We start from the raw sequence: 26,796 nt of genomic DNA on the forward strand, positions 1-26,796 counted from the left end.
GCTTAGGCTAACTCAACGCACTTGTTGCAGGTGCCCGTAAAGTTTGGCGTACAACCCACCCTCCGCGATCAATTGCTGATGGTCGCCATCTTCGGCGATATGCCCACCATCAAACACTAACACCCGGTCAGCCTGTTTCACCGCTGAAAGCCGGTGAGCGATGATCAGTGTAGTACGCCCACTGAGAAACCGCGCCAACGCTTGGTGCAAGTTGTACTCGGTGGCGGCGTCCAAGGCGGAGGTGGCCTCATCCAGAATCACCACTTTAGGCTCGGCCAGCACCATTCGCGCGATGGCCAGGCGTTGGCGCTGACCGCCGGAGAAACGCACGCCGGAGCGCCCCACCACACTGTCCAGGCCCAAAGGTAGCGCCTTGACGGTAGCATCCAGCTGGGCGATTTCCAGCGCCTGCCAGCACGCCTGGTCCGAACGCGAACGGCCCATGGTCAGGTTGGCGCGCACGGTATCGTTGAACAATGCCGGGTGTTGCAACACCACGGCGACGTTCTCGCGGATGGTCGCAAGGCCGATTTCCTGCTGGGTGGCGCCGCCGAAACGAATACTGCCGGCCTGCGGCGTATAAAGCCCCAGCAGCAGTTGCACCAAGGTACTTTTACCGCCGCCGCTGGCGCCGACAATCGCCACCTTCTCGCCCGGCGCGATAACCAGGTTCAGTTGGTTGAGCACCAGCTCTTCGCCGTAGCCGAAATCGAGGCCGCGCACTTCGATGCCGACCGTCTCACGCCCGGTGAACGGGTCTGCGCCACCGGCGTATTGCGGCTCGTCGGCACGCGCCAGCAGCTCGTTGATCCGCGTCAACGCCCCGCCCGCGGCGTAGTAGGCGTATTGCAGGTTCAGCAGTTGCTCCACCGGGCCGATCATGAACCACAGGTAGCTGAACACCGCGAGCATCTGGCCGATGGACAAGTCGGAAAACAGCACCGTGAGCATCGCCGCCGCGCGAAAGATGTCGATGCCGAACTGGAACAACAAGCCACTGGCGCGGCTGGAGGCGTCGGTTTTCCATTGTGAGTGAATGGCGTAGTCGCGCACTTCCTGGGCACGCTGGCCGAGGCGCCCGAGGAAAAAGCCCTGGCGGTTGCCAGCACGCACTTCTTGGATGGCATCAAGGGTTTCGGTCAACGCCTGGGTGAAACGCGAGGTGCTGTCGTTCTCGAGCTTCTTCAGGTGTTTGACGCGCTTGCCCAACTGCACTGTGGCGTAGATCACCAGCGGGTTGAACAGCAAGATCAGCAGCGCCAACTGCCAGTGCATCCACACCAGAATCGCCGAGGTGCCGACCAACGTGAGCATGGCCACCAAGAAGCGGCTGAGGGTTTCGCCGACAAACTTGTCCAGCGTGTCCAGGTCGGTGACCAAGTGCGTGGTGACCGTGCCGCTGCCCAGGCTTTCGTATTCGCCGAGGGAAATGCGCTTGAGCCGTTCGATCAGGCGTACGCGGATGCGGTACACGATGTCCTTGGCCAGCCGCGCAAACAGCCGCGCCTGCACCACGTTGAACACCAATGCGCCACAGCGCAGGAACAGCGTCACCAGCAGCATCAAGCCGATATAACCGGCAGCCTTCTGCCACCCCAGAGGCAATGCGTTGTTCATCACCTTGAGCGCGGCATCGCCATGGCCCAGCAGCACTTCGTCCACCAGCAGGGGCAACAGCAAGGGGATGGGCACGCTGCACAGGGTCGCCAGCACGGCGACGCCATTGGCGATCCACAGGGCTTTTTTGTGACGCAGGGCCAGGCGGCGAATTTCCGCCCAGGTCAGTCGATCGGTGCGCTTGGGCTGCTCAGAAAGGTCGGGCTGGTCATGCCCAGGCTCGTCATGCACAGGTGGCGCGCTCCAACCAACGGGCGAGCAAGGGCGACAGCTCGGACAGCGGCTGGTAGCCGTTGGTCAGTAACGCAAGCTGGCCATTACGCTCGGCCAACAGCGTCGGGAAGCCGGCAATGCCCAAATCCTGCACCCACGTGAAATCGGCGGCTGTTGCGGCGTGCTGCTCGGCGCGGTCGAACGCACCGGCGAACTCGATGCGCGGGATGCCCGCCGCCTCGGCCAGCTCTACCAGCACGCTGGCGAGGGTCACATCGCGGCCCTCGACATAAAACGCGCGCTGGATCAGCCCCAGCAGTTTCCAGGCACAATCCGGTGCCAGGCTGCGCGCCGTAACGATGGCGCGGCACGCAGGCTCGGTGTCATAGACAAAGCCGTCGGGCAAGGCGCCTTCATGCTTGAACGGCTGGCCGGTGGCCTCGGTGACCGCCTGCCAGTGTTCGAGGATGTAGCGCCGGGTGGTCGGCTCCAACGCCGCGCCGCTGCCGGTGCGCAAGCCGCCCACCACCAGGTGCAGCTCCACGCCTGCGGCCTGGGCCTGCTCCACCAACGCCTCGGCCACCGGGGCAAAGCCCCAGCACCAGGAACACATCGGGTCCATCACATAGAGCAGGCGCGCGGGCATTGGGTCAGGCCTCGGAAGGGGTTTGCTTATAGTTGAAGCCAATCGGGTGCGGCATGTTGCGGGCCTTGGCCAGCTCAATCTGCTTTTGCCGGTCTATGGCGCTGCGACGGGTCTTCTCCGGCAGCTTATCCCAGCAATGCGGGCAACTGATGCCAGCCACATAGTGCTCGGACGCACGGTCTTCTACGCTGACCGGTGTGCGGCAGGCATGACATTGATCGTAGTCGCCTTCGCTCAAGTCGTGGCGCACGGTCACGCGGTTGTCGAACACAAAGCAGTCGCCCTGCCACTTGGTTTCTGCCTGCGGCACCTCTTCGAGGTACTTCAGGATGCCGCCCTTGAGGTGGTAAACCTCGTCAAAGCCTTCGCTGAGCATGTAGCTCGACGCCTTTTCGCAACGAATGCCGCCGGTACAGAACATGGCGACTTTCTTGTGCTTGGCGGGGTCGAAGTTGGCTTTGATATAGTCGGGAAATTCGCGAAAACTGGTGGTTTTCGGGTCGATTGCGCCCTCAAAGGTGCCGATCGACACTTCGTAATCGTTGCGGGTGTCGATCAACAGCACTTCGGGGTCGCTGATTAGCGCATTCCAGTCTTGCGGGTTGACGTAGGTGCCGACTTTTTTGTTCGGGTCGACGCCTTCGACGCCCAGGGTCACGATCTCTTTCTTGAGCTTGACCTTGGTGCGGTAGAACGGTTGGTCATCGCAGTACGACTCTTTGTGGTCGATATCGTCCATGCGTGGGTCATTCTTCAGCCAGGCCATCAGGCCATCAATGCCTTCGCGGCTGCCGGAAACGGTGCCGTTGATGCCTTCTTCGGCGATCAGCAAGGTGCCTTTGATGCCGTTGTCGACCATTGCCTGCAGCAGTGGCTCGCGCAGGGCGACGTAATCTTCGAGGGTGACGAACTTATACAGTGCCGCCACGACGATCGGTTGAGTCATCGGTGTTATCTCCAGGTGGCTACCCTCGTAAGGGGTGAACCGGATTTAGAAAAATGCAGGCCAAGCCGCGCGGCGCGCATTCTAACAAAACCGCGACGCCACTGCATCGACACTCAGTCACCGATATTTCCTTGACTCACTCACGGCTTTGGCTGACCTCGGCCCGCACAGCCTAAGTGATAGCGTCTTGCGTCGCCCATTGGATCCACCTTTGGGCTCACAGGAAGATCGATGACATGGAAACTTCAAACCGCTCGTTATTGGCCAGACTGGTGGAACGGCCCGTCCCTCCAGGCGCTGGGAAGGTCGACTTCACCACTGCCATGCATCAACTCGGCTTCACCAGCGTCTTTGACATCGTCGAGCTGCCCAAGACCGAGTTCATCCATCAACTTGCCCGCTGCAATGATGACGATGGCGCCCAAGCTTACGAAAATGCGCTGTCCTACACCACGCAGTTGCAATGGCTGTACGACCAACAACACGTGAACGCTCCAGCCCCCACGCGTAGCAAACGCGACGTGGAATCGAACGTGCCCAGCCTGCTCAACGAGGACTGGGGGAATGCCTGCCACCCCGATGCCATCGCCGCTATCGATTCGCCTGTCGCCTACCTGCGTGCGCTGTTTCTTTTTGCAACTCAGCTTGAAAAAAACGGCAGGGGAACGAAAGCCAAAATCCTCTTGAACCAACGCCGCCCAGACCTGAAAAATTTACCGATTGACCACGACACTACCTTCGCCCAGCGCCCGCTGCTGACGCTGATCGATGAGATGTTGCGCAAACAGATCAAACACCATCACCCGCAGGAGAAGTTGCACTCGCTGCTCAGTGGGCAACACTACCCCTTGACGCTGCCTTACCACCATCATCACCTTCAATGCCGCCTGGGGCTGTCGGGAACCCAGCACGCCTTGGGTGAATTGAATTATCGACTCAGCAAGCGGCTGCCGTTTGACGCTGCCGGCAGCGCACTGTATGGCACGGTCAAAACGCGCAATGGGGACGCGCAATGCCTGCTAAGCGAACTGAATCCCCAACAGCAAAAACTGTTGACGCAGCCACCCGTCACGCAAAGCACACTGTTTGAAACCTACTTTGGCAGACCCCGCGCACCGGAAAACCTTGACGACTTTCTGAAATGTACGGCGCTCGACACTACCCAGTTACAAGCGCTTCTGGCGCAAAACAGTTTCGCCCCCCATGCCTCCCGCTCGGCGCCTAAACAAACGTTGCTGACCTATGGTGCCCGCTATGTCAATGGCACAGACCGTCAGCCCAAGCTCGAGGTCGGCCAATCCGGCGACGGGGAAACTGCGAATCTACTCAATACCAGCCCCGATCGGTTCGACCGCCTGCATCGGATGATCCGCCTGCAAAAGTGGGTCGATCTACCGTTCGCCGAACTGGATACGCTGATCGTCAGCGCCATGGTGTTTGAGGGCACAGCCAACGCCGCGCTTCAGATAAGCCACACCACCCTGCGCGCACTGGGGGTCTACCGCTACCTCCGTAGGCGCTACAGGCTCAAGCCGCTGGAGTTTTCGGCGTGGCTGGATCGCCTCCCCGTGCAGGCCAGCGCCAACGAGCAACCCTTATTCGATCAGGTGTTCAATCGCACGCTGTTGTCCGGGCGACTGCTACCGCTGGACGACCAAGCCTTCGATACCCATACCCGCCAGCAGCTTTGCGCCGCGTTGGCGTTGAGTGATACGCCGGATTCGCTGCAACTGCTGACAGACGCGTTACCCAAACCTGTCGTCAGGAATATTGCCACGTACTCCGTGATCTATCGGCTGACACGCATCGCCCAGGTTTTCGGCCTTTCGGTCTTGCACTGCAAACAACTGGCCGACCTGCTCGGCCCGTCCACCTGGAGCACGCTGACCACCCCCACATTGAGCACCGAGATGGACTTTCTCGATGCACTCATGCAATTGGACTGGGCCGTCACGTGGCTCAGGGACAGTAACACCAGCGTGACGCAGTTGCGCCAGCGATTGCTGCTGGAACCCGCCACTGATAACCCGGCGCTGAAGCGCTGGGTCGACTTACTGCCAAAGGGACTTGAGGCGTGCATCCAGCAGTTCTTGGAAAACCCAGCGCCGGCCCTCTACAGCAACGAGCTCAAGCTCCACTACACGCTACATTTCAAAAAAACGGAGACTGAGCCCAACCACCTGATCCTGCTGGCGCCGGATATCAGCACGCTGTTGCCGTTGCCGGTTAACAGCGCCTCACTGCGTCAGTTGCTGCTCAACTCCCATTGGCTGGGCAGCGCTCAGTCAACCACAGGGCTGCTCGAGCTGAGCCTGGGCACACTCTATCTATTGCAGCGTTTCAGAGACTGCTGCGATACGTATGGCCTGGCACAGGACAGCCTCTTGGCGTATTTCCAGAGCGCCAACAGCAACGAGCCTCTAGCCCTCGATACTCGGCTAAGTCAATGGTTGCGGTGGGACGAAAAAGAACTGCGGGTACTCACTGAGACCTTGCCCGAACGCAGGGTCAAGTCCATGGACCAACTGGATTGGATCATGCGCTGTCGACAAGCCTGCACCATCACCCGGCTCTCCAGCCAAACACTGCTCAACACCCGCGAACTGAATAACGCCAGCGACTTCAGTAAATGGAAGCTCGTGGGCGAAGCCATCATCGCCGCACATCAATAACGGCTTACTCTCAACCACCAGACTCAAGGAATGACCATGTCTGAGACCCTCGACCAGCGCCTCAATGAAGCCTGGCGTGATGCCATGCTGAGCTACTATCTGGCTCACTGCATCAGCCCCTCCCTTAAAGACTCGTTGCGCACACCCAACGACCTGTACGACTACTGGCTGCTGGACGCACAAGTCAGCCAAGCAGTGCCAACCAGCCCGGTCGCCAGTGCGATCACCAGCCTGCAGCACTACATCAACCGGATTCACTTGGGCCTCGAACCGGGTTATGAAACCCTGGGCATGTCGCCTCACGAGACCCTGGCCTGGCAGAACTCCCTGCACACTTACCCCCTGTGGAGCGCCAGCCAGCAACTGCGCTATCACCCGCAAAACTTCCTCGACCCCACGCTGCGCGAGGACAAGAGCGAGAACTTTGAGCAACTGGAAAACGAGCTCAGCCAGCATCGGATTCAACCCGCCACCGTGCAGAATGCCGTGCAAGGCTACCTGTCACGGTTCGAAGAAGTCGCCAGCATTCAGACGCTCAATGGCTACATCGATGGCAACGTCAAACAGTGGGATACCAGCACCTATTACTTCGTCGGCAAATCCACCACCGATGAGCTCTATTACTGGCGTTCGCTGGACCTGTCCAAACGCTCCTCCGTCAAGGCTGAGGCACCTGCGCCCCTCGCCTGGACAGACTGGAAACCCATCAACCTGACGTTTCCCGCCGATACGCCCGCCCACAGTGTTCGCCCCGTGATGTTCAATCATCGGTTGTTCATTGTTTGGGCCGAGAGCATCAAGCCTGCGCCCTACCAATCCTTCAAGGCACAGGGAAACGGCAATGGTGACGACGAGGACAACGACGACGAAAAACAACGCCAGACTGAGTGGCTGAACAGCCGGTTCGTGAAGTTTCGCCTGTGTTTTTCCTATAAAAAACTGGATGGCACTTGGAGCCTTCCGCACACGGGCCTGGAAGAACACTGCGTTACGCGGGGTATCAACGCGCTCACGTCGGCGCAACTTATCAGCATCACGCAGACCGTTGCCGTAGTTGATAGCCGCTCCCCTCACACACTGTTCCTGGGGATAAGGGCCAATACGCTAAATCATGGCACCGACCACATGGGCGAATTCTTCCAGGCCATCAGTGTCGATCAGTCATTGGGTATAAAAATCGTCGCTTCAGCGGGCAGCCATGGCCGATACACGATCGTGCCGGGCTCCGACGTTGCTCAGGAAACCATCAGGTTGCTGGAAGCCTATGAGGCGACACAAAACACGCCACTGCAGAGCGCGTTGCTGGGCAGCGTCGACCCGGACAACGTATTTTCCAGCGTGTTACTCCCCCCGTTCGCCCACCAATACTTCCGCCTGTTTTTCGATATAAACAAGGACAACTTACAGTTTAAGACCCGCGTAGCGCAGGAGCAGGACATAGGAACCGTCACCTTGGCGGCTCAACAACTCGACAACGACCACCAGACGGCGTGGGACTTTGAATCCAGAAGCGAGGATATAAAGGCTGCCGATACCGCTACCACAATCTTTGATCCCGTCACCCACGAGTTCGTCTTCACCTCGAAAACCACTCGGCCCTTTCTGCAGACTTACAGCATCACCCTTGCCTCCCAGAAAACCGCGTTCAGCATTACCCTGGTCACCAAGTCTGCGTTGCATGACCCGACCTTATCCGACGTTGAACTCATCAGCGGCTCGATCATCAGGATCGACTGCGCGATACACCCCGTCGGAGACGCCACACACCACTCGATGTTCTTTAAAAACCCCAGGACCGGAAAAAGCTTTTCCAACGCCATCTATGACAAAGGCTCCATATTGTTGAACCTTGTGCCGCAGATGAGGACGATGCCGGACTTAAGAACGGGACTACAAGGTCAAACTAAGCCCGTCACTGAATACTCCCTGGCCGGGAAGTTTCTCAACAAAAATGCATTCCTCCACTTGTATACCCATCATCAGGACCCCTTCCTGGCGATACTCGACCGCTACAGCGGCTACAACTTGCCAGCGGATGAGACCGCCAACAAAAAACTGCACTTCATGAATGACCTGAGGCTTGAGTCCACCCACACTTCCATGCCCAAGGTGCGTTTCTACAAGCACGTCATCATGCAGTCCAAACTGGAAGACGTACCCACCCCGCAAGCCATCAATAACAACACTGCCCGAGTCCTTAACTTCACGGACACCGAACACGAAAGTCTGGCGGGCGCGTCCCCAGAATTAGCCGACGGGCATCTGGCGAGTGCACGGATAACGTTACCCAATGAGCAAACCGCATCAGCCATCACGGTGATCCATGGCGTCATCACACTTGAGAGTCAAGAGAACAAGGTGAGCGTTCTCGGCTATGCGCTCAAGGCTGTCAAATGCGCCCTCGGCACATCCCCTGCCGTCGACAAGCCTGCGCATTCCCCTCGTATCACGCGCCAACAGCAAGACACCGGAGAGACAGCCGAATCCATTGATTTTTCCACAAGCTTCGCCCCGAAGATCCCGGCAATTCGACTCAATACCAGCGTGGCGAGTCAATTGACCCAGGCTGCCATGCTCAGCTTCGACCCTTTGTTTTTACGATCCCCTGGGGATTGGACGGAACCGGCATTGGCTGCTGACGCCTCACGCGTGCCCCTGGACTTCCAGGGTGCGCACGGCAAAAGTTTGCGTGAACTGTTTATCTATTTGCCCTGGACCATCGCCCATTACTTCAACCAGCAACAGCAATACGCTAACGCCGAAACCTGGTTGCAGTACCTGTTCGACCCTCGCCAACCCAATGCCGGGGCGCTGAGTTCGCTGCCCAGCAACCCCGCCGAGCTGAGCTACGCCTGCCAACACCCCGAGAGCCCGCATTACCTGGCTCTCAGTTTTCCGACATACCTGCGCAAGGCGTTGTACCACCTCAATGTGGATATTCTGATCAACCGAGGCGACGCGGCCTATCGCCAGTTGAGTCCCGACAGCCTGGCCGAAGCCAAACTCTGGTACATCCAGGCGCAGAACCTGCTCGGCCCACGTCCGACGGTCACGCGCGCCGATACTTGGACCTCGCGCACACTGGAGACCCTGGCGAACACATCCTCCCAGGCAATACGCAAGCTGGAACAGCAACTCGAATACACCACGCTACTGTCCGAGCAGTGCAAAACCACGGGACAAAGCGCTTGGCTCACGGACAGCCCCTACCTGTACCGCCCGTTAAACACGCAACGGGTAGCCCGCTGGGACACATTGGAAAGTCGCCTGCATGGGCTGCGCCATCATCTAGACATTGCCAGCAAGCCGTTGCGCCAACCCCTCTTTGCGGCCCCCTTGCCCCCCACCGCCCTGCTGACGCGAAACGCACAGAGCGGCGCGGGTGGCGCCAGTGCCCTGTCGCCGGTCCGTCCTGAAGTGGGTCACTACCGGTTCCAGGTCATGCAGGGGCATGCCTTGAGCGCGGTCGACAGCCTGGCGCAGTTCGGCACCACGCTACTCACGCTGATCGAGCGCAAGGAACAGGCGCACTACCTTGAGGTGCAACAACAAAACGCGTGGCAATTGGCCGAACTGGTGCTGACCCAGCAGACCCAGGCCCTGGTCATCGACGAAAAAAACAAAGACGCACTACGTCGCAGTCGCGCAATCGCCCAAGGACGACTGGACTTCCTGGCGCATCAGCTCAGCGAAGGCATCAGCACCGGCGAAATTTCGGCCGGCCAACATTATCTGGAGAGCGCCGCCTGGGAGAGAAAAGTCGCGATTGCCGGTATGGGCGCCGGTGCCGCCATGCTCGCGCCCAATATCTTCGGTACGTCGTTCGGGGGTATGCGTTTTGAGGGCGTGTTTCAAGCCTACCAGGCCTTCGCCCAGGGCGAGGCCAACACCGCCCGCGCCAACGGTAACGAGCTGGAGCGCACCGAGCAATTCAATCGTCGTGCCCAGGAGTGGGCCCACGCCGAACAACAGGCCCGCCTGGAACTGGCCCAGATCGACGCCCTGCTGCTGGTGCATGCCGAGCAGGAAAAAGCCACTCGCCTGCAACTGCGCAGTGCCCACACCGCATTGGCCCAGGCCAAGTCAGCCTACCAACTGCTCGGCATGCGCTTTACAGGGGCACAGCTTTATCAATGGCTCACCGCGCAACTGAGCACGTTCTATTACGCACTGTATGACAGCGTCCACTCCCTGTGCCTGGCCGCTGAAGCCTGCTGGCAGTATGAGACCGCTGAGAGCCGGCAGTTCTTTCAAGGTGAAGCCTGGCACCACACCTCCCGAGGACTGTTGAGCGCTGAAAACTTGAAACTGAACCTGGTGAAAATGAACACTGCGTACCTGCAGCACACGCCACGCGAGCTGGAAATCAGCAAAACCGTGTCGCTGCGCCATCGCTTGATCGAGTGCTCAGTCATAACCGCAGGACAGGCCTCGCAAACCGCCAAAACCTGGGCCGAGCATAAGGCGGGGCTGGTAAGCAGCGGCACGGTTGGTTTTGCCCTGACCCACGCGTTGCTGGACGAGGACTATCCTGGACACACCCTGCGGCGGATCAAGCACGTCAGCGTCTCACTTCCCGCCACGCTGGGGCCTTATGAAGACATCAAGGCGACATTGACTCAAACCAGTAATAAAATTCAGATGCCTGATGGCACCACCAAAACCGACCTCAGGGCACACCAGCAAATCGCCTTGTCACGCGGGCTGGATGATGACGGCCTGTTTACCCTCAGCTTCGACAACGATCCGCGATACCTGCCGTTTGAATACACCGGAGCCATTTCCAACTGGACCCTGGAATTCCCCAACCCTGCCCAGCAAAAAGCCGTACTCGAATCGATCAACGATATTGTGATTCACCTGCGCTACACCGCCAGGGTGCCAGTGGCCAGCGGGGGCCAGGCATGAACGACGATACGCTCAACCTGCAGGTCAATACCCCGGCCCTGCCCAAAGGCGGCGGCGCCATTCAAGGCGTCGGCAAAGGCTGGGGCGATGTCGGCACCAGCGGTATGGCCACCTTTGAAATTCCCTTGCCGATTTCTCCCGCACGCAGCTATGCGCCGGCCATGTCGCTGGCCTACCACAGCAGCGCCGGTAACGGCCCCTTCGGGTTGGGTTGGGGGGTGCCCCTGCCAGCCGTCAGCCGGCGTACCTCCCATGGCGTGCCGGCCTACACCGAACACGACGTACTGGTGGGCCCCGACGCGCACATATGGCTACCCGAACGCGATGCCGAGGGTGCAATCGTCAGCCGCCGCCCGACCTCGTTCAAGGGTTTGCCACTGACCATTGCATACACGGTCACCCGGCACTTTCCCAGGCTCGAAAGCCACTTCGACCTTATCGAGCACTGGCATAGTGCAACCGATACGGCAGGCTTCTGGTTGATACAAAGTGCCGATGGCAGTCAGCACTTTTACGGGAAAACCCCGTTGGCCCGGATTGCCGATCCGGACCACCCGCACCATGTGGCGCAATGGTTGTTGCAGGAAAGCCTGAATGCCCACGGCGAGCACATTTATTATCACTACAGAAAAGAAACCGATCACTCACGCTACCCGAGGGACTGTCGCGCCCAGCACTACCTGGAGCGGGTCTGCTACGGCAACTTCACCGCCAGGGAGCAGGAACAGCTTTACCTGTGGCAGACCGACGATGAGCCGGACATGGGCTGGCACTTTCAGTTGCTCTTTGACTATGGCGAACGGGCCCTTGAACTGGATCAGCGGCCGACGTTTACGACCACTCGCAAATGGCCGGAACGGCCCGACCCCTGCTCGGATTTTTCGTTCGGCTTCGAGTTACGCACCCTGCGCTGTTGCAGCCAGATTCTGATGTATCACCACTTTCCCAAAGAAGCGCAAATGGGCGCCGACCCGGTGCTGGTCAAACGTCTGCTGCTGGAATACCGCGCCCACAGCCATGTCAGCCTGTTGACTGGGGCCCATGAGCAGGCCTTCGACCGCTCGGGCAATAGCGTGAGCCGCCCGCCGCTGGAGTGTTTTTACCAATCAAGCCAGCTCAAGGTGGACCCGAGCCGCTATCGGCCGTTTAGTTCGCTGCCCGGGCTGCATGACAGCGATCGTTATCAACTGGTCGATTTGTATGGCGAAGGCATACCCGGTGTGTTGTATCGCGCTGAAAAGAGTTGGTACTACCGTGAACCGCTCAGGGCGCAATACACGCAAACCGGCGACGAGATGATTTACGGCGCTGCCCAGGCGTTGGCGCGGGTACCGGTCGCCGACAGCACCCGGCCCATCCACCAGGCGCTGGCCGATGTGAACGGTGATGGCCGTCTGGACTGGCTGGTTGCCCAACCGGGGATGAGCGGCTTTTTCAGCCTGGACGAACAGCGCAATTGGTCAACCTTCACGCCGTTCGATGCGTTCCCGTCAGAATTCTTCCATCCCCAGGGAATACTCGCCGATTTGATGGGGGCCGGGCATCATGACGTTGCCATGATCGGCCCCCGTAGCGTGCGCCTGTATGCCTCTCGCCGAAACACCGGCTTCGCGCCCGCCATCGAGGTGCCTCATACGCTCGACGACGCTTTGCCGATCGTTTCCGCTTCGCCCAACGAACTGGTGGCGTTCAGTGATGTGCTCGCCACGGGCCAGCAGCATCTGGTGCGTATCCGCCATAACGAAGTGAAATGTTGGCCAAACCTGGGTCGAGGACGTTTTGCCCGGGGGTTTGTGTTCGCCACGTTGCCGTTCCTATATGAAACGTTCAAGGCGGCCAATGTACTGCTCGTCGACCTGAATGGAGGGGGTGCTACGGACTTTTTGTATTTGAGCGCCGCTCACCTGAGTATTTTCCTCAATAAAGGTGGTAACGGCTTCGAGGCAAAGGCGATCAACGTGCCGTGGCCAGAGGGCGTGCGGTATGACGACCAATGTCAGGTCAACGTCGTCGACGTGAGCGGCCTGGGCTGTCCGAGCCTGATCCTGACCGCCGCCCACCAGACCCGCGTACATTGGCGCTACGACTTTTTCACCCAAAAACCCTGGTTGCTCCTGCGAACCAACAACAACATGGGCGCTCAGTCCTCGATCAAGTATCGCAGCAGTGCCCAGCAATGGCTGGATGAAAAACGTGAGCGCCAAGGCAACGGCCAGCCTGCTATCTGCCATTTACCCTTTGCGCTGCTGCTGGTCAGTCAACACACGCAGCGAGACGAAATTACCGGCAACCAACTGACCCAACACTGGCGCTATCGCCAGGCTTATTACGACCGCACGGATCGCGAATTTCGTGGCTTCGGGCTTGTGCTGCAAACCGACACCGAAAGCAGCAAAGACACACAACACACCCAGGGTTTCAGCGCACCCGTGCGCACCAAAACCTGGTTTCATACCGGGCAATCCATCGACATGCCCACCCTCGGCCACAGTACTCACGACCCACAGGCCAAGGCCATGGGTCGCACGCTGGTCAGCCGATACAGGGCGACGTCCGGGGCACAGCCGCTGGATCATCACGACGACTTGATCAGCGATCCTGCGCCGTCGCTGGCACGCGAAGTGGCACGCGCACTCAGCGGCAGCGTGCTACGGGTGGAGGTGACAGCGGCGGACCCGGCGCAAGGCGCAGTGCCCTATACAGTCACGCAACAGCGTTATCTGATCCGTGAGCTGGCGCCGAACAGTGCCCATACACCCTATGCCCGGCTACTTCCATTAGCCCTGGAGTCGATCAGCTATCAATATGAAGGGGTGGAAGATGATCCCGTGTGCCAGCACCAGATCAACCTGCGCTGGGATGCCTATGGTTACCTGGTGCATGGCGTCACCCTGCACTATGCCCGCCGTACAAGCGCCAACAGCTCACCGCCCACCGTGCTGGTCGATGAGCATCACAAGCGCTGGTGGCGCGATACCCATGACAGCGCGCAACAGTCCTATTACCTGAGCGAAACGCTGGCACAACACATTCATCTGGACGACGCACAACACTGGCGTCTGGCCTTGCCGTACCGCCAACGACAAAATACCCTGGTGCTGGGCAAAGCCCCCACGGCCTTGGGGTTAGACCTTGGGCGTATCGCCTATGAATGGTTCATCGACAACAGCGACGGGCCATTGGCCGCAGGTGCCAAGCGTGAACTGAGCAGCTTGTCGGTGCAGCGCTATCGGCAAGCCGGTAGTCTCGGTAAAACCCTGGCGCCCGGCGTCGCCACTGCCCAGGCCTTGACCGATTACCTGGAAACCGCAGAACTGAATGACAACGCCCTGGATGTTTACAAGGACATACCGGCGATGCCCAACCAACCTGCCGTTAACCTGGTGCAAAAGCTCAGCGACAGCGGCTATCACACCATGGCGTTGTTTTTTCTATTCGACGGCGAGGTGCCGCCCGAGGAAAATCGCCTGTGGTCGATTCGCCGGCACTTTCCCCGCTATGGCAAGGCCACCCAGTTTTACCGGATAAGGGCGCTGCGGGCCACCGAGGCCCATGGCGAAACAAGGCTTTACTATGACCCCTACGTGTTGCAAACCGTGCAAGTAAAAATGCCCGACGGTTGCGTGACCAAAGCCGAATACGACTATCAATTGCTGCTGCCGACAAAAATTGTCGACCCCAATGGCAATATTCAAGAAGCGCTTTACGACGGTTTCGGGCAACTGCTCACCAACACCTTTCACGGTCACGAACAAAGTCGCAGAGTGGGTTTCGACGCATTGGAAAGCTACCGCCCGCTCAAGCATGTAACACCCGAGTTTGCCATAGAGCATGCGCAAAGCGTGTTGCAGAAAATGGCCAGCACACACTGCTACGCACCGTTCAGTTGGATGGGTGCAATCGACTTGGCCTTGGTCAAGCCAGAGTGGATCACTAAAGCCTATCTGCTCCCCAGCGGGCATATACGTATGAGCACGCGGGTACGCCTGAGCGGTCGCCAGGTGCTCAGCGGCAGCGAAAAACACCTCAAGGCGTTGATCGACAAAGCCAGCCAGACACCGGTACATGGGCTCATGTTGCAAGCCGACCGCTACCCGGACGATGCCGCCCAACAGATCCGCATGACCTTGACCTGTTGGGATGGCTTTGGTCGTACCTTGCAGACCAAGCAAAAGACTGAGCCAGGCCTGGCCAATGCGGTCGACGACCAGGGCAATCTGCTGGTCGACGAAATACCTGATACGGCACCCGGCACCTTCAAAAAACAGCTGCGCCAAGTGCAAGCCGCCCCCCGCTGGCGCGTCAGCGAGCGTGTCGAATACAACAACAAGGGCCTGGTCGTTCGCGTCTACCGCCCCTACTTCGCCGACAAGCACGCCTACGTCAACGATCAATCCATGCGCGAACTGGGCCACAGCGACCGACAATTCTACGACCCTCTCGGACGCCCGACACAGACACTGACCGCAGGAGGATTCATGCGGCGCGCCACCTATTGGGCCTGGTACACCGTCAACGAGGATGAAAACGACACGGAGGGAGCACTCCAGGCAACCCCATTGACTGAACAGTAAAGCCTGGGCCAGCGTGGCCACCTCACCGTTGCAAGGCGGCCACGCTGATCCGTTCAGTCAGTGTGTGGCCCGCCCTGAAACCCTGGCGCTGGATATTGAGCTGACCGGTTTGTAGCGACGCCAAAGGGAGGGGTCGGACCGCCAAGGGGCCTCAACCTGTTGTTTCTGGTGATAGAAAGTCACATGGCCTGGCACGCGTGATCGATGCCGATAAAGCCAGCGCAGCTCCGAACCTGCGAAAGAAGTCTCGGTCTTATTGATCACGTTGCCCATATCCAGATGATCAAGCGCAAAATGCACTTGGCGAATGCTCTGAGGGTCCGTCAGAGTCTTCAAAGCCGACTTACTGGCGCGGCTGACCAGCTTGCCCTCGAACGTACTCAAGCTCATGCCATGGTCTAAAAGGGTTTGCTCAAACGAATAGGTGCCAGAAGAATAGTCACTCACGAATTTCTTCGCGAACTCTCGGTTGGCGGCGGTCGACGTACAGCCCGCATACTTCGACTTAATGGCGTCATAGAACTGCTGTGCAACCGGTGCGCCGTGCACCTCGAGCCGTTGCTCGAACTCGTCGACGCTGAGTCTGCCCTCCCCGTACTCAATGAACGTGGAGACACTTTCTTTTTTCAACCTCGCCATCGCCGCCCCCAGCTCTTTAACCCCGAAATAGGTGACCATTGCGTCCCCGCGTGCCGTCAGCTTTGACCAGAAGCTGCGGTAGCTAGCCACGGTACTCCCCTTACCGAAAATGATATCGCCTCGACTGGGTTGAAATTGTTCGCCAAACGACGTTTGCGTGCCGTCGGCGTCCGTGAATCGCAGGGGGTTGCCCAACGTCAGCGCGTACAGATTCAGACCGTCCACATCACCCAATGGGTCCGGGCTGATCCAGCGTTGCAACCACGGCGCGTAATACCGCGATCCGTAGTAATACAACCCTGTCGCGTCGCGCTCCTTACCCGCGTAGCGGCGAATCTTATAGGTGGCCCGCTGCGTACCGTTGGTAGCCCACCACGCCGTTGCGCCATAAGGATAATAATGCTCCTGGCTCAACAACTGCGCTTGCTCGTCCAGCTCCAGTAAATGGCTATTGAGGTGATCAAGGATACTGAATTGCAACTGTTCTTCACTCATATCACTGGGGCCACCGGCCTCCCACTGCAACACCGTGACCCGGCCGCCGCCCGTATCAATGTCCAGCACGCTCAAGCGCTTGCCAGGTTGTATATGCAGGTGCAAACCCGGCAAGTAACACGTGATATGTGCATGGGGTTTCTCGGCAACCTGCTGACTTCTGATTTTGGCTGCCCGCTGGCCCTGACTGTCGTAGAGATAACTTTCCACATCAGGGTCACCCTGCTCTCGCTGCACCTGGGTCGCGTGAGTGAGTTGGTTACGCACGTTCCAGCCTAGCTGCTGGCCGCCGCCCAGCATTTGCTGATTACCGTTGGCATCAAACATCGTTGCCCATTGTTGCGGCGCACCGTCAGTGGCCGACAAGGCGCGATTGCTGCCCACAGCTACATTCATGTCCCGGGTATAACCTGCTCCACTGCTCGGCACATGGCGAAGGCGTGTCAAGTTGCCATTCTCATCGTAGGTATAATGCTGGGTGTAATTGCGCCAGAGTCCGGGGTCGGTTGCACCGAACGTCATCCGCTGCGCACTTGCCTGACCACCGCTGTTGCCGGCATTTTCCCGACCGCTGGCCTGGGTTAACTGGTACAAACTGTCGTACTGGTAACGACTGACCGCATCAATGCGAGCATTGCTGTGCCATTTAGTCGGCTGGGCCTGGTCGCTGAGGCTGAGGATGTTACCTACTGGGTCGTACTCGTACACAAGGTCCTGCAGAGGCTTGGCGGCCTCGCCCTTGCGATACACCGTCAGCTGCAACAAACGATTATCCTCAGCGGCGTATTTCGCCATCTTGGTGACGTCATTGCCCATCCGTTCGGATTCCACCAGACCGCTGGCGTTGTACACACGCTGGTTCATCAACACTTGGCGCGTGCCCCCGCGTAGGGTCAGAGCAACCTCCAGCAGCCAGCCTTGTTGCCCATAGCGCCTGTGCCGGCGATTGCCCTTGGCGTCGATCTGCTCCAACAGCGCCCCCAGGGCATCGTAGCGCCAGGTCGTGGTATGGGCGTTGGGCTCTAGCTGTTCGGCTTGATTCTCATCGCTCGATGGCCAGTCAACTGTCGAAGTATCCATGCGAAACCGTCGAGTCTGCTTGATGACGCTCCCACCGACCCCGTACTCACCCATCAACAAAACACCGGCCGGGTCCGCATGACGAATCAGTCGACCACAACGGTTGCCGGCCACCTCGGCGGGCTCGGCTGCCGCATAAGTCAGGCGCTCGACACAGCGCCGCGCCGGCTGATCCGCCGCTTGTTCGAAGATGGCCAAAGGGCGCACCTGGGGATCGTACTCATAACACTGGTGAGAGCCTCGGGCGTCCCAGCGCTCCAGCACTTGACCGCCCACGCCCAACAGTGACATCTGCCAGCCGGCGTCCACACTGTCGGTACGCAGCAATTGCCCCGAGAGGCTGTAATACTGGCGCTGATTGGGGCTGACGGTGGCCGGTGCCGACTCACTCAGCGCGTGCAGCCGAGGGTCCCACTGTTCCAGCAGCCAACCTTGGCTGCCAAACACCCGACGGCCGATACGTGCGCGGGGCTGATCCTGGGAGGTGTCACGATGGTAGGCCACACTGCGGACAGCCAAGCCACGAGGGTCAATGGCCGATAGCGTGGGCGTATGTTGGTGTAGCAGATAAGACATGGCGCAATAACCCGAATAGCAAAAGATCAGCCAAGCCTAGAGATAGCTCACACGCACACGCGGTACTGAGGGCAATGTAGTGTGTCGATATATGAATGAGCCGCTGCGCCAGCCCATTCACCCTCCTACTTAGTTAGGCCGCGGGGCTCGGCGCCAGGCCGTCGCCAAGGTCGAATACCCGCCCCTGGCAAACTGTACGAAAAAGCCACGCCATTCGGTCAGCGCGGAAATCATGCCGCGGGCCGCCATCACAATATTGCGCGTCATCCGGCCCTGGGCGGCCACGGGTAAGCCCGTCAGCGCAACGGCCAATGCCTCGACACCGGACGCGGCCCAGTGCGTCCACACCTGATTGAACATTCTGCTCAGCCCACCGTGCATCGTCGCGACAGGGTCCGGCAGCTGCAGGGTTTGGCCATGGGGATCGTGGACGGCCGTCGGGTGACCGCCACGAATCATCGTTCCCATCGCTCCGTCGTAAGCTTCTATTGCAGGTGAGACATTAGGTTGCATCAGCACAGGTACTTCCCCGCCGTATACCGCGTTAGCCACGGTTGCAAGGGCATAGGCCGCCGTCGCCCCGGCGGTGCGCGTCACCCTGCCCCGCAGGGGCGTGCTGCCCCAGGAGACGCCGGTACCGTGCCCACGCATGACCTGCTGCACGAGTTCCCTGGAGAGCGAGCGCACATGCCCGCCCAACCGCTGGACCGCCACCGGGTCCCAGCTGTGCTCCGCTTGATCACCTATCGAGTCGCCATAAACGGCATACCCCATACCCGCGGCACCTGCAAAAAGAGCACCGATCTGTGGCGCATGTTGCGTCCAGTTACCGGCGATACCGGTGCTCATATGTGCCGTAGACACTGCATCCAGCACCGCGACGGTAATGCGCAAGATTTGGTTGCGTTGCGCCGTGGGCTGGAGGGTGTTGAAGACCGCCAGATCGACGCCCGTCCAAAGGGTATTGGAGATGTAGGTGGATAAACCATCACGAATCGCGGCCGATGAACCGGCCTGTATCCTGGGTCGAAAAACGCGCTCCATCAGCGCGAGCCTGCGGCTGATGGACAGCCTGCGCAGTTGCATCTGGCGCGGCTGCTCCAAAGCCGGTGTCGCCGCCAACCCCTGCTTATCAACCTTGGTAATGGGGTTACCGCCAACCATGGCGTACACATTCAAGCCATCGGCATCGCCGGTCGGGTCCGGGCTGATCCAGCGACACAACCACGGCGCGTAATACCTGAAGCCGTAGTAGGACAGCCCACTGGCATCGCGCTCCTTGCCCGAATAACGGATGAATTTATAGCTCGCTTCGCTGGCGCTTTTCGCCGCCCACCACGCGGTACCGCCGTAGGGATAGTAGCTTTCTTGGCTGAGCAGTTGTGCCTGCTCGCCCAGCTCCATAGTGCTGCTGCCCAAGTGGTCCGACAAGCCATAACGGATCTGCACATCCTGGCGGCCCCCCGAAGGGTGACGATCCCAGGACAGTACCCGAACGGTGAGGGTACCGACGTCGAGGTTGAGTACATTCAGTTGCTCACCCGTTGCACTGTCATGGCGAATCTCCAATCCTGGCAAGTAGCGCACCTGCGCCGTATGCACCACGCCCTTGGCTTGGGTTACCCGGTGCTTGAGGAGGCGTCGACCGGTCGCATCGTACGCGTAGCGTTCCTCATCGTCGTTTCCTCCCTCGCGCAACACCTGCGTGATGCGCACCAGTTGATTGCGCACATCCCAGCCCATCCCATGGTCGCCCTCCAGCGCTTGCAAATTGCCGTTGCGGTCAAAGTCCTGCCCCAACCCCGGCACAGCACTGCCATCGGCCTGCGGCACGAAATGATTGCTGCGGGCGGCCACGCTCATCTGGCGCGTGAAACCCGTGCCGCTGCTGGGCACATGCTGCAACTCAAGCAAATTGCCGGCCGCGTCATAGCTGAACTGCTGGGTGTAACGACGCCAGACGCTGTCGTCAGTCGACCCGAACGCCACCCTCGCCGGTAACGCGGGGCCACCCTTGTTGCCGGCGGTTTCGCGCCCGGTGGCCTTGGTCAATTGCGATAACGTGTCGTACTCATAGACGCTGGCCGAACTGATCCGGGTGTTGCTCGACCATTGTGTCGGCTGGGCCAGATCGTCGATCCGCACAATGTTGCCGACGCAATCATAATCGTAGGTCAGATCTTGCAGCGCTGTGCTCGTCGGCCCTTGCACACGGGCACTCATCTGCCGCAAGCGACCATCGGCTTCACGGTAGAGCAAGGTACGCACAACGCCATTCCCGGCGCGCTCACTGATCACTTGACCCGCCGCATTGTAGCGACGCTGGCCCATTAACTGCGTGCGCACGCCGCCCGTGGGCAACACAAAGATGCTCGCCGGCTGGCCGTCAATGCCATAGGCATACTCAAGGTGATTGCCCTTGGCATCCACATGATGCAGGCGCTCACCCAGCGCGTTGAAACCCGTTGATGTCTGGAAACGCTCAGGTTCCAGGCGCACGTCGCGTTGTACATCGAGCAGCGGCCAACCCAGCACAGCGCTCGCCTGCCGGAAGCGTCGAGTCTGCTGGACAACCCCGCCGTGCAGCCCATAAAACTCGTGGAACAACGAACCGCCGCCGTCATCATGACGAATCACCTGGCCACAGCGATTGCGTGCGGCCTCTTCGTCCGAGCGTGAAGCGTAGGCAAGACGCTCGACACACAGGGGTTGCTCGTCATTGGCCGCCTGCTCGAATACGGCGACGGGCCGCACGTATTGGTCGTAGTGATGCGCCTGATGGGCGCCCCGCCCATCCCACTCTTCCAGTAACTGCCCGGCCTCACCCGGCAACGTAAGCCGCCAGCCGGCATCCACGCTGTCGATGCGCAACGCATGCCCGCCAAGACTGTAGACCGTGCGTTGATTGGCCTGAGTGCCAGCCTGTGAACGCGACAATTGCAACAGCCGCGGATCCCACTGCTCAATCATCAAGCCAGAACTGCCAAACACCTGACGATGGATACGCACTTGCGGCTCAACCTGTGCCCTTGAGCGGTGATACTCGATGTTACGGACGATCAATCCACGCGGGTCGAAAGCGGCCAGGGATGGCGTATTTCGATGGATGGAATTAGACATGACCTCAAGACCCTATTTCTGAATAAGTAGTCTTGAAAGCCTAAGGATGTTGGGGGGGGAGCAAGGTGGTACTGGAAGATATTTTATGTATCCGGGGCTGGCATCGCCTCGACCCGCTCGCGCGGGTCGAGGCGATATTCAATGCCCGCCGGCGCAGGTCGGCGAGGCCGGGGCTGCGTCGATTCTCGCCCATTCTTCAGGCGTGTAGGTATGCAGCGCCAACGCATGAAATTCGCTCATCAGGTCACCCAACGTGGCGTAGACCGTCTGGTGGCGCTTGACGCGGTTAAGCCCCTCGAACTGCTGGCTGACCAGCACGGCCTTGAAGTGGGTCTGCAACCCACGGCTGTGCATGTGGCTTTCATCCAGCACGCTCATGTGTTGCGGGCTCAGGGCGGCGAGCGCCGTTTCGATACGCTGTTGCATGGTCATTCCTGCTTACTTCTTCTTGGCCGGTGCAGCAGCTTTAGGCGTCAGCTCGTTGGTCATGTCTTCCAACAGCTTGTTCACCACCGGCACGGCGCTTTCCAGCTTGGCCTGGGTCATCTGCGCCGATTGCTGGGTCAGTTGCGGCATTTTTTCCAGGACTTTCTTGCCCAGTGGCGACTGGTAGAACGCAACCAGGTCCTTGAGCTCGGATTCGCTGAAGTTAGTGGTGTAGAGCTTGACCATGTCCGGTTTCAGCTTCGGCCAGCCGATAGCCTGGTCCAGGGCAGCGTTAGCCTTGGCCTGGTAGGTGTCCAGTACGGACTGCTTGGCGGCAGGCGCCTTGGTCTGTTCGAAACGCTGGGCGAACATTTGCTGCACTTGCATGTACACCGGGGTACCCAGCTTGTCAGCGTGGGCCAGGGTAAGGAAGGCTTCGGCACTGGCGTTATGGCTGGCGGTATCGGCAAAGACTTGGCCGCTGGCGCAAACCAGAGCAACCGCGGTACAGATGGCACGAAGACGAGTCATCGAGTTTCCTTTCTAGCAGGCGAGGTAAGACCCCAAGGGCGCCCATTCTGCGCCTAAAAAACCTCCCGGCTCAACCCCAGGCCCTATTGGGCCTGGTTTTGCGGGACTTGCATCCGATGAAAAGTCTTTTAGGGAACCCCCAAAGCCCATCACGGCCTAAACTGCGCAAACGAACCTGAAGGAGTGTGCCCGATGAGCCGTATCGAAACCGACAGCCTGGGAGAAGTCCATGTCCCGGATGACGCTTACTGGGGCGCGCAGACCCAACGTTCACTGGTGAACTTCGCCATCGGCGAGCAACGCATGCCATTGGCGGTACTGCACGCCCTGGCCCTGATCAAGAAAGCTGCGGCGCGGGTCAACGACCGCAATGGCGATTTGCCCGCCGACATCGCCCGCCTGATCGAACAGGCCGCCGATGAAGTGCTCGACGGTCAACATGACGACCAGTTCCCGCTGGTGGTGTGGCAGACCGGCAGCGGCACCCAGAGCAACATGAACGCCAACGAAGTGATCGCCGGCCGTGCCAACGAGCTGTCGGGCAAGACCCGCGGCGGCAAGAGCCCGGTGCACCCTAACGATCATGTGAACCGCTCCCAGAGTTCCAACGACTGCTTCCCCACCGCCATGAGCATCGCGACGGTGCAGGCGGTGAACAAACAGCTGCTGCCGGCGATCACCCACCTGTCGGGTGGGCTGGCGGAACTGTCGGCGCGGCACATGAAGCTGGTCAAGACCGGCCGCACCCACATGATGGACGCCACGCCGATCACCTTTGGCCAGGAAGTCTCAGCGTTTATCGCACAGCTCGATTACGCCGAACGCGCGATCCGCAGCGCCCTGCCCCCAGTCTGCGAACTGGCCCAAGGCGGCACCGCCGTCGGTACCGGGCTCAATTCGCCCCACGGCTTTGGCGAGGCGATTGCCGCCGAACTGGCCGCGCTGTCAGGGCTGCCATTCGTCACCGCACCGAACAAATTTGCCGCCCTCTCCGGCCATGAGCCGCTGGTAACCCTGCACGGCGCCCTAAAAACCCTGGCCGTGGCCCTGATGAAACTCGCCAACGACCTGCGCCTGCTCGGCTCCGGCCCACGCGCCGGGTTGGCAGAAGTGAAACTGCCGGCCAACGAGCCGGGCAGCTCGATCATGCCGGGCAAGGTCAACCCCACGCAGTGCGAAGCGCTGTCGATGCTGGCCTGCCAGGTGCTGGGCAATGACGTGACCATCGGCATTGCCGCCAGCCAAGGCCACTTGCAGTTGAACGTGTACAAGCCGGTGATCATCCACAACCTGCTGGAGTCGATCCGCCTGCTGGCCGACGGTTGCAACAACTTCCAGGAACACTGCATCGCCGGCCTTGAGCCCGACGCCGAGCAAATGGCCGAGCACTTGGAGCGCGGCCTGATGCTGGTGACAGCGCTCAACCCGCACATCGGCTACGACAAGTCGGCGCAGATCGCCAAAAAGGCTTACGCCGAAGGCCTGACGCTACGTGAGGCTGCGCTGGACCTGGGCTACCTCACCGATGAAGAGTTCGACCAGTGGGTACGCCCGGAAAACATGCTGGAAGCCGGTCATTAAGCTCAGGCTTTTGATCTGCTTTTGATCTTGATCTTGATCTAAGGCGCCCCGTTAACCACGATGGCCGAACGCAGGCTTGAATCCGTGGGTAACCCGGCAGGACGCCGGGTTAGCCGCGCTGGGCCAAGGATGGCCCATCGCGGCGGCCCACGGATTCAAGCCTGCGTGCGGGCATGCCGAGCCTAGGCGAGGCACCGAGTGGTGGGGCGAGGACTTTTTGGTTACTTTTTGGTCCTTCAAAAAGTGACCCGCTGTAAGAGCGGAACCATACTCAGCCGTTACCGCAGCAACGGATATGTACTCCGAATAGATACCCCAGCCAACCCACATACCGCCATCGCAGGCAAGCCAGCTCCCACATTTGAACCGGTTTACAAAAAATAAAGCTTCGCCGCCGCCTCGCCGGCCATTAAGACGCCAGCCGCACCCGCCGCGCCCTGAGCCCAGCCAGCAACGACGGCGCCAGCGCCACAGTCGCCGACCCCAACACCACCACCAACGCCCCGGCGTAACCCAGAGCATTAATCTCTTCGGCCTGCACAAAATCCGGCCATAACCACGCCGCCAACGCCACCGCCACAAACGTCACCAACGGCGTCAACGCCAACGTCGCACTGACCCGCGAAGCCTCCCAATGCGCCAGGGCTTCGGCAAACGCACCGTAAGCCACCAGCGTATTCATGCAGCACGCCAGCAACAGCCAGCCCTGCAGCGGGCTCAACTGCAACGCCTCCAGCGGATGCGCCCACGGCGTGAGCAGCACGGCGCACGACAGATAAATCACCATCATCACCTGCAGCGAATTCCACACCGTCAGCAACTGCTTCTGACCCAAGGCATAAAACACCCAAATGGTCGTAGCGAGCAGAATCGTCAACACCCCGGCGGTGTAGGTGCCCAAGGAGGTCAGCATTTCCACCAGGCGCTGGTTGAAAAACAGCCCGAAGCCAATGATCAGCACCACCAGGCCCATGCCTTGCCCCAGGCTGAAACGCTCCTTGAACACAAACACGCTGGCGACCATCAGAAAGATCGGCCCCATCTGCACCACCAACTGCGCCGTGCCAGGGCTGAGCATTTTCAGCCCGACCAGATACAGCACGTAGTTGCCCACCAGCCCGCACACCGCCATGGCTACCAGCCAGCCGCCCTTGGGACCCAGGACCTTGCGGCTGGGCAGGCGTTTGGTGAGGGCCAGGTAGATAAATAAGCAGCTGCCGGCGACGATCAGGCGAAACCAGGTGACGGTCACCGGGTCCATCACCTGTAGCACTTGTTTGAGTTTGATCGGCAGAATGCCCCACAGAAACGCGGTCAGCAGGGTCAAGCCGAAGCCATAGACCCAGCGGCCGGAAGAGATGTGCATGAGTGCCCCGAATGCCTGAGGAAGTGGAACGGGCATTCTAGGTGGACCAAGGGGGGCCTTGGCGAGCGATATTTTCCACAACACCCCAAATCAAAGGTGGGAGCTGGCTTGCCTGCGATGGCGGTGGGTCAGACAAAAAAATCTCGACTGATACACCGCCATCGCAGGCAAGCCAGCGCCCACATGGGCCCATGTTTTTCCAGTGAGATTTAGCGTACGGCTTCAAACAGGCCGGTGGCGCCCATGCCGCCGCCCACGCACATGGTGACAATGCCGTAACGCAGATTGCGTCGTTGCAGCTCGCGAACCAAATGCCCGACTTGCCGCGAACCGGTCATGCCGAAGGGGTGCCCAATCGAGATCGAGCCGCCGTTGACGTTGTACTTGGCGTTATCAATTTCCAACCGGTCACGCGCATACAGGCACTGCGAGGCAAACGCTTCATTGAGTTCCCACAGGTCGATATCCGCCACCTGCAAGCCCTTGGCCTTGAGCAACTTGGGCACCGAGAACACCGGGCCGATGCCCATCTCGTCCGGCTCACAACCGGCCACGGTAAAGCCTCGGAAAAACGCCTTGGGCTTGAGGCCCAATTGCAGGGCTTTTTCCAGGCTCATCACCAGCGTCATCGAGGCGCCGTCGGAGAGCTGCGAGGAGTTGCCGGCTGTCACCGAGCCATCCTCGGCGAAGACCGGTTTCAACCCTTGCAGGCTGGCGAGCGTGGTGTCAGGTCGGTTGCAGTCGTCGCGATCAACCACGCCCTCCAGCACCTGCACTTCGCCGGTGTGCTTGTCCTCGACCTTGTACTTCACCGCCATCGGCACGATCTCATCACTGAACAAACCATCAGCCTGGGCCTGGGCGGTGCGCTGCTGGCTTTGCAGGGCGTACAGGTCTTGCTCCTCACGGCTGACGTGATAACGGCGCGCGACAATCTCAGCCGTCTGGCCCATGGGGAAGTAGATGCCCGGCACCTGCTCTTTAAGCAGCGGGTTGATCAGGTTGTCCGTGTTGACGCTTTTCATGGTCAGGCTGATCGACTCAACGCCACCGGCGACGATAATGTCGCTGCAACCCGAGGCAATCTGGTTGGCGGCAATGGCAATCGCCTGCAAGCCTGAGGAGCAGAAGCGGTTAAGGGTCATCCCAGCGGTACCGGCGCCCAATTGCGAGAGCACCGCCACATTGCGCCCGATGTTGTAGCCCTGGGCACCTTCATTGGAGCCGGCACCGACGATGCAATCCTCGACCGTCGCCGGGTCGATGCCATGGCGAGTCAGCAGGGCGTTGACGCAATGGGCCGCCATGTCATCGGGACGGGTCTGGTTGAACTTGCCGCGAAAGGATTTGGCCAGGCCGGTTCGCACGCTGTCGACGATCACTACTTCACGCATGGGCTACCTCGA

The 26,796-nt window shown here is 59.8% G+C and carries 13 protein-coding genes; 4 read left to right on the forward strand and 9 right to left on the reverse strand.

The features are described from left to right. Positions 1 to 12: 12 nt before the first annotated feature. Genes K0P33_RS22330 through K0P33_RS22340 form a run of 3 tightly spaced genes read right to left on the reverse strand, consistent with a single transcriptional unit; the run spans position 13 to position 3,422 of the window. Positions 13 to 1,848: an ABC transporter ATP-binding protein gene (locus K0P33_RS22330; protein ID WP_094949873.1), complete on the reverse strand. Its 1,836-nt coding sequence runs from the start codon at positions 1,846 to 1,848 to the stop codon at positions 13 to 15. Further along, positions 1,841 to 2,443: a DsbA family protein gene (locus tag K0P33_RS22335; RefSeq protein WP_176462909.1), complete on the reverse strand. Its 603-nt coding sequence runs from the start codon at positions 2,441 to 2,443 to the stop codon at positions 1,841 to 1,843. The genes K0P33_RS22330 and K0P33_RS22335 overlap by 8 nt, the downstream gene beginning before the upstream one ends. Positions 2,444 to 2,480: 37 nt before the next feature. Next, complete coding sequence (locus K0P33_RS22340; protein ID WP_094949875.1) at positions 2,481 to 3,422, reverse strand: rhodanese-related sulfurtransferase; 942 nt, start codon at positions 3,420 to 3,422, stop codon at positions 2,481 to 2,483. Positions 3,423 to 3,658: 236 nt separating this feature from the next. On the opposite strand from K0P33_RS22340, the gene K0P33_RS22345 reads away from it, so the two are divergent. The 3 genes from K0P33_RS22345 to K0P33_RS22355 are packed head-to-tail and all read left to right on the forward strand — an operon-like array spanning position 3,659 to position 15,576. Then, the gene (locus K0P33_RS22345) at positions 3,659 to 6,094 is read left to right on the forward strand and encodes a Tc toxin subunit A (protein ID WP_242151486.1); all 2,436 of its coding nucleotides are present in this window, start codon (positions 3,659 to 3,661) and stop codon (positions 6,092 to 6,094) included. Positions 6,095 to 6,130: 36 nt separating this feature from the next. Further along, a complete protein-coding gene (locus K0P33_RS22350; protein WP_242151490.1) occupies positions 6,131 to 11,002 on the forward strand; it encodes a neuraminidase-like domain-containing protein in 4,872 nt (1,623 codons plus the stop codon). Next, complete coding sequence (locus K0P33_RS22355) at positions 10,999 to 15,576, forward strand: SpvB/TcaC N-terminal domain-containing protein (RefSeq protein ID WP_242151494.1); 4,578 nt, start codon at positions 10,999 to 11,001, stop codon at positions 15,574 to 15,576. Before K0P33_RS22350 ends, K0P33_RS22355 begins: the two co-directional genes overlap by 4 nt. Before the next feature lie 57 nt (positions 15,577 to 15,633). Here K0P33_RS22355 and K0P33_RS22360 read toward each other — a convergent pair whose 3' ends face one another. The 4 genes from K0P33_RS22360 to K0P33_RS22375 form a co-directional block, all read right to left on the reverse strand. Beyond that, on the reverse strand, positions 15,634 to 18,237 hold the full coding sequence (locus K0P33_RS22360; RefSeq protein WP_242151497.1) for an RHS repeat-associated core domain-containing protein: 2,604 nt from the start codon (positions 18,235 to 18,237) through the stop codon (positions 15,634 to 15,636). A 258-nt stretch (positions 18,238 to 18,495) separates the two neighbouring features. Further along, complete coding sequence (locus K0P33_RS22365; protein WP_242151500.1) at positions 18,496 to 21,486, reverse strand: RHS repeat-associated core domain-containing protein; 2,991 nt, start codon at positions 21,484 to 21,486, stop codon at positions 18,496 to 18,498. A gap of 138 nt (positions 21,487 to 21,624) precedes the next feature. After that, complete coding sequence (locus K0P33_RS22370; protein WP_094949881.1) at positions 21,625 to 21,918, reverse strand: BolA family protein; 294 nt, start codon at positions 21,916 to 21,918, stop codon at positions 21,625 to 21,627. 6 nt (positions 21,919 to 21,924) lie between these two features. Then, positions 21,925 to 22,443, reverse strand: coding sequence for a DUF2059 domain-containing protein (locus K0P33_RS22375; protein WP_094949882.1), 519 nt, complete (start codon positions 22,441 to 22,443; stop codon positions 21,925 to 21,927). A 192-nt stretch (positions 22,444 to 22,635) separates the two neighbouring features. On the opposite strand from K0P33_RS22375, the gene K0P33_RS22380 reads away from it, so the two are divergent. Then, the gene (locus K0P33_RS22380; protein WP_094949883.1) at positions 22,636 to 24,024 is read left to right on the forward strand and encodes a class II fumarate hydratase; all 1,389 of its coding nucleotides are present in this window, start codon (positions 22,636 to 22,638) and stop codon (positions 24,022 to 24,024) included. A gap of 409 nt (positions 24,025 to 24,433) precedes the next feature. On the opposite strand, the gene K0P33_RS22385 is transcribed toward K0P33_RS22380, so the two are convergent. Together K0P33_RS22385 and K0P33_RS22390 are read right to left on the reverse strand one after the other, a co-directional pair. Beyond that, a complete protein-coding gene (locus K0P33_RS22385) occupies positions 24,434 to 25,390 on the reverse strand; it encodes a DMT family transporter (RefSeq protein WP_094953527.1) in 957 nt (318 codons plus the stop codon). Between the two features lie 209 nt (positions 25,391 to 25,599). Beyond that, entirely contained in the window at positions 25,600 to 26,784 is a 1,185-nt protein-coding gene (locus K0P33_RS22390) for a thiolase family protein (protein ID WP_094953528.1), read from the reverse strand. Between the last annotated feature and the right edge of the window lie 12 nt (positions 26,785 to 26,796).

It is taken from the genome of Pseudomonas sp. ArH3a, assembly GCF_022648765.1.
Classification (GTDB): domain Bacteria; phylum Pseudomonadota; class Gammaproteobacteria; order Pseudomonadales; family Pseudomonadaceae; genus Aquipseudomonas.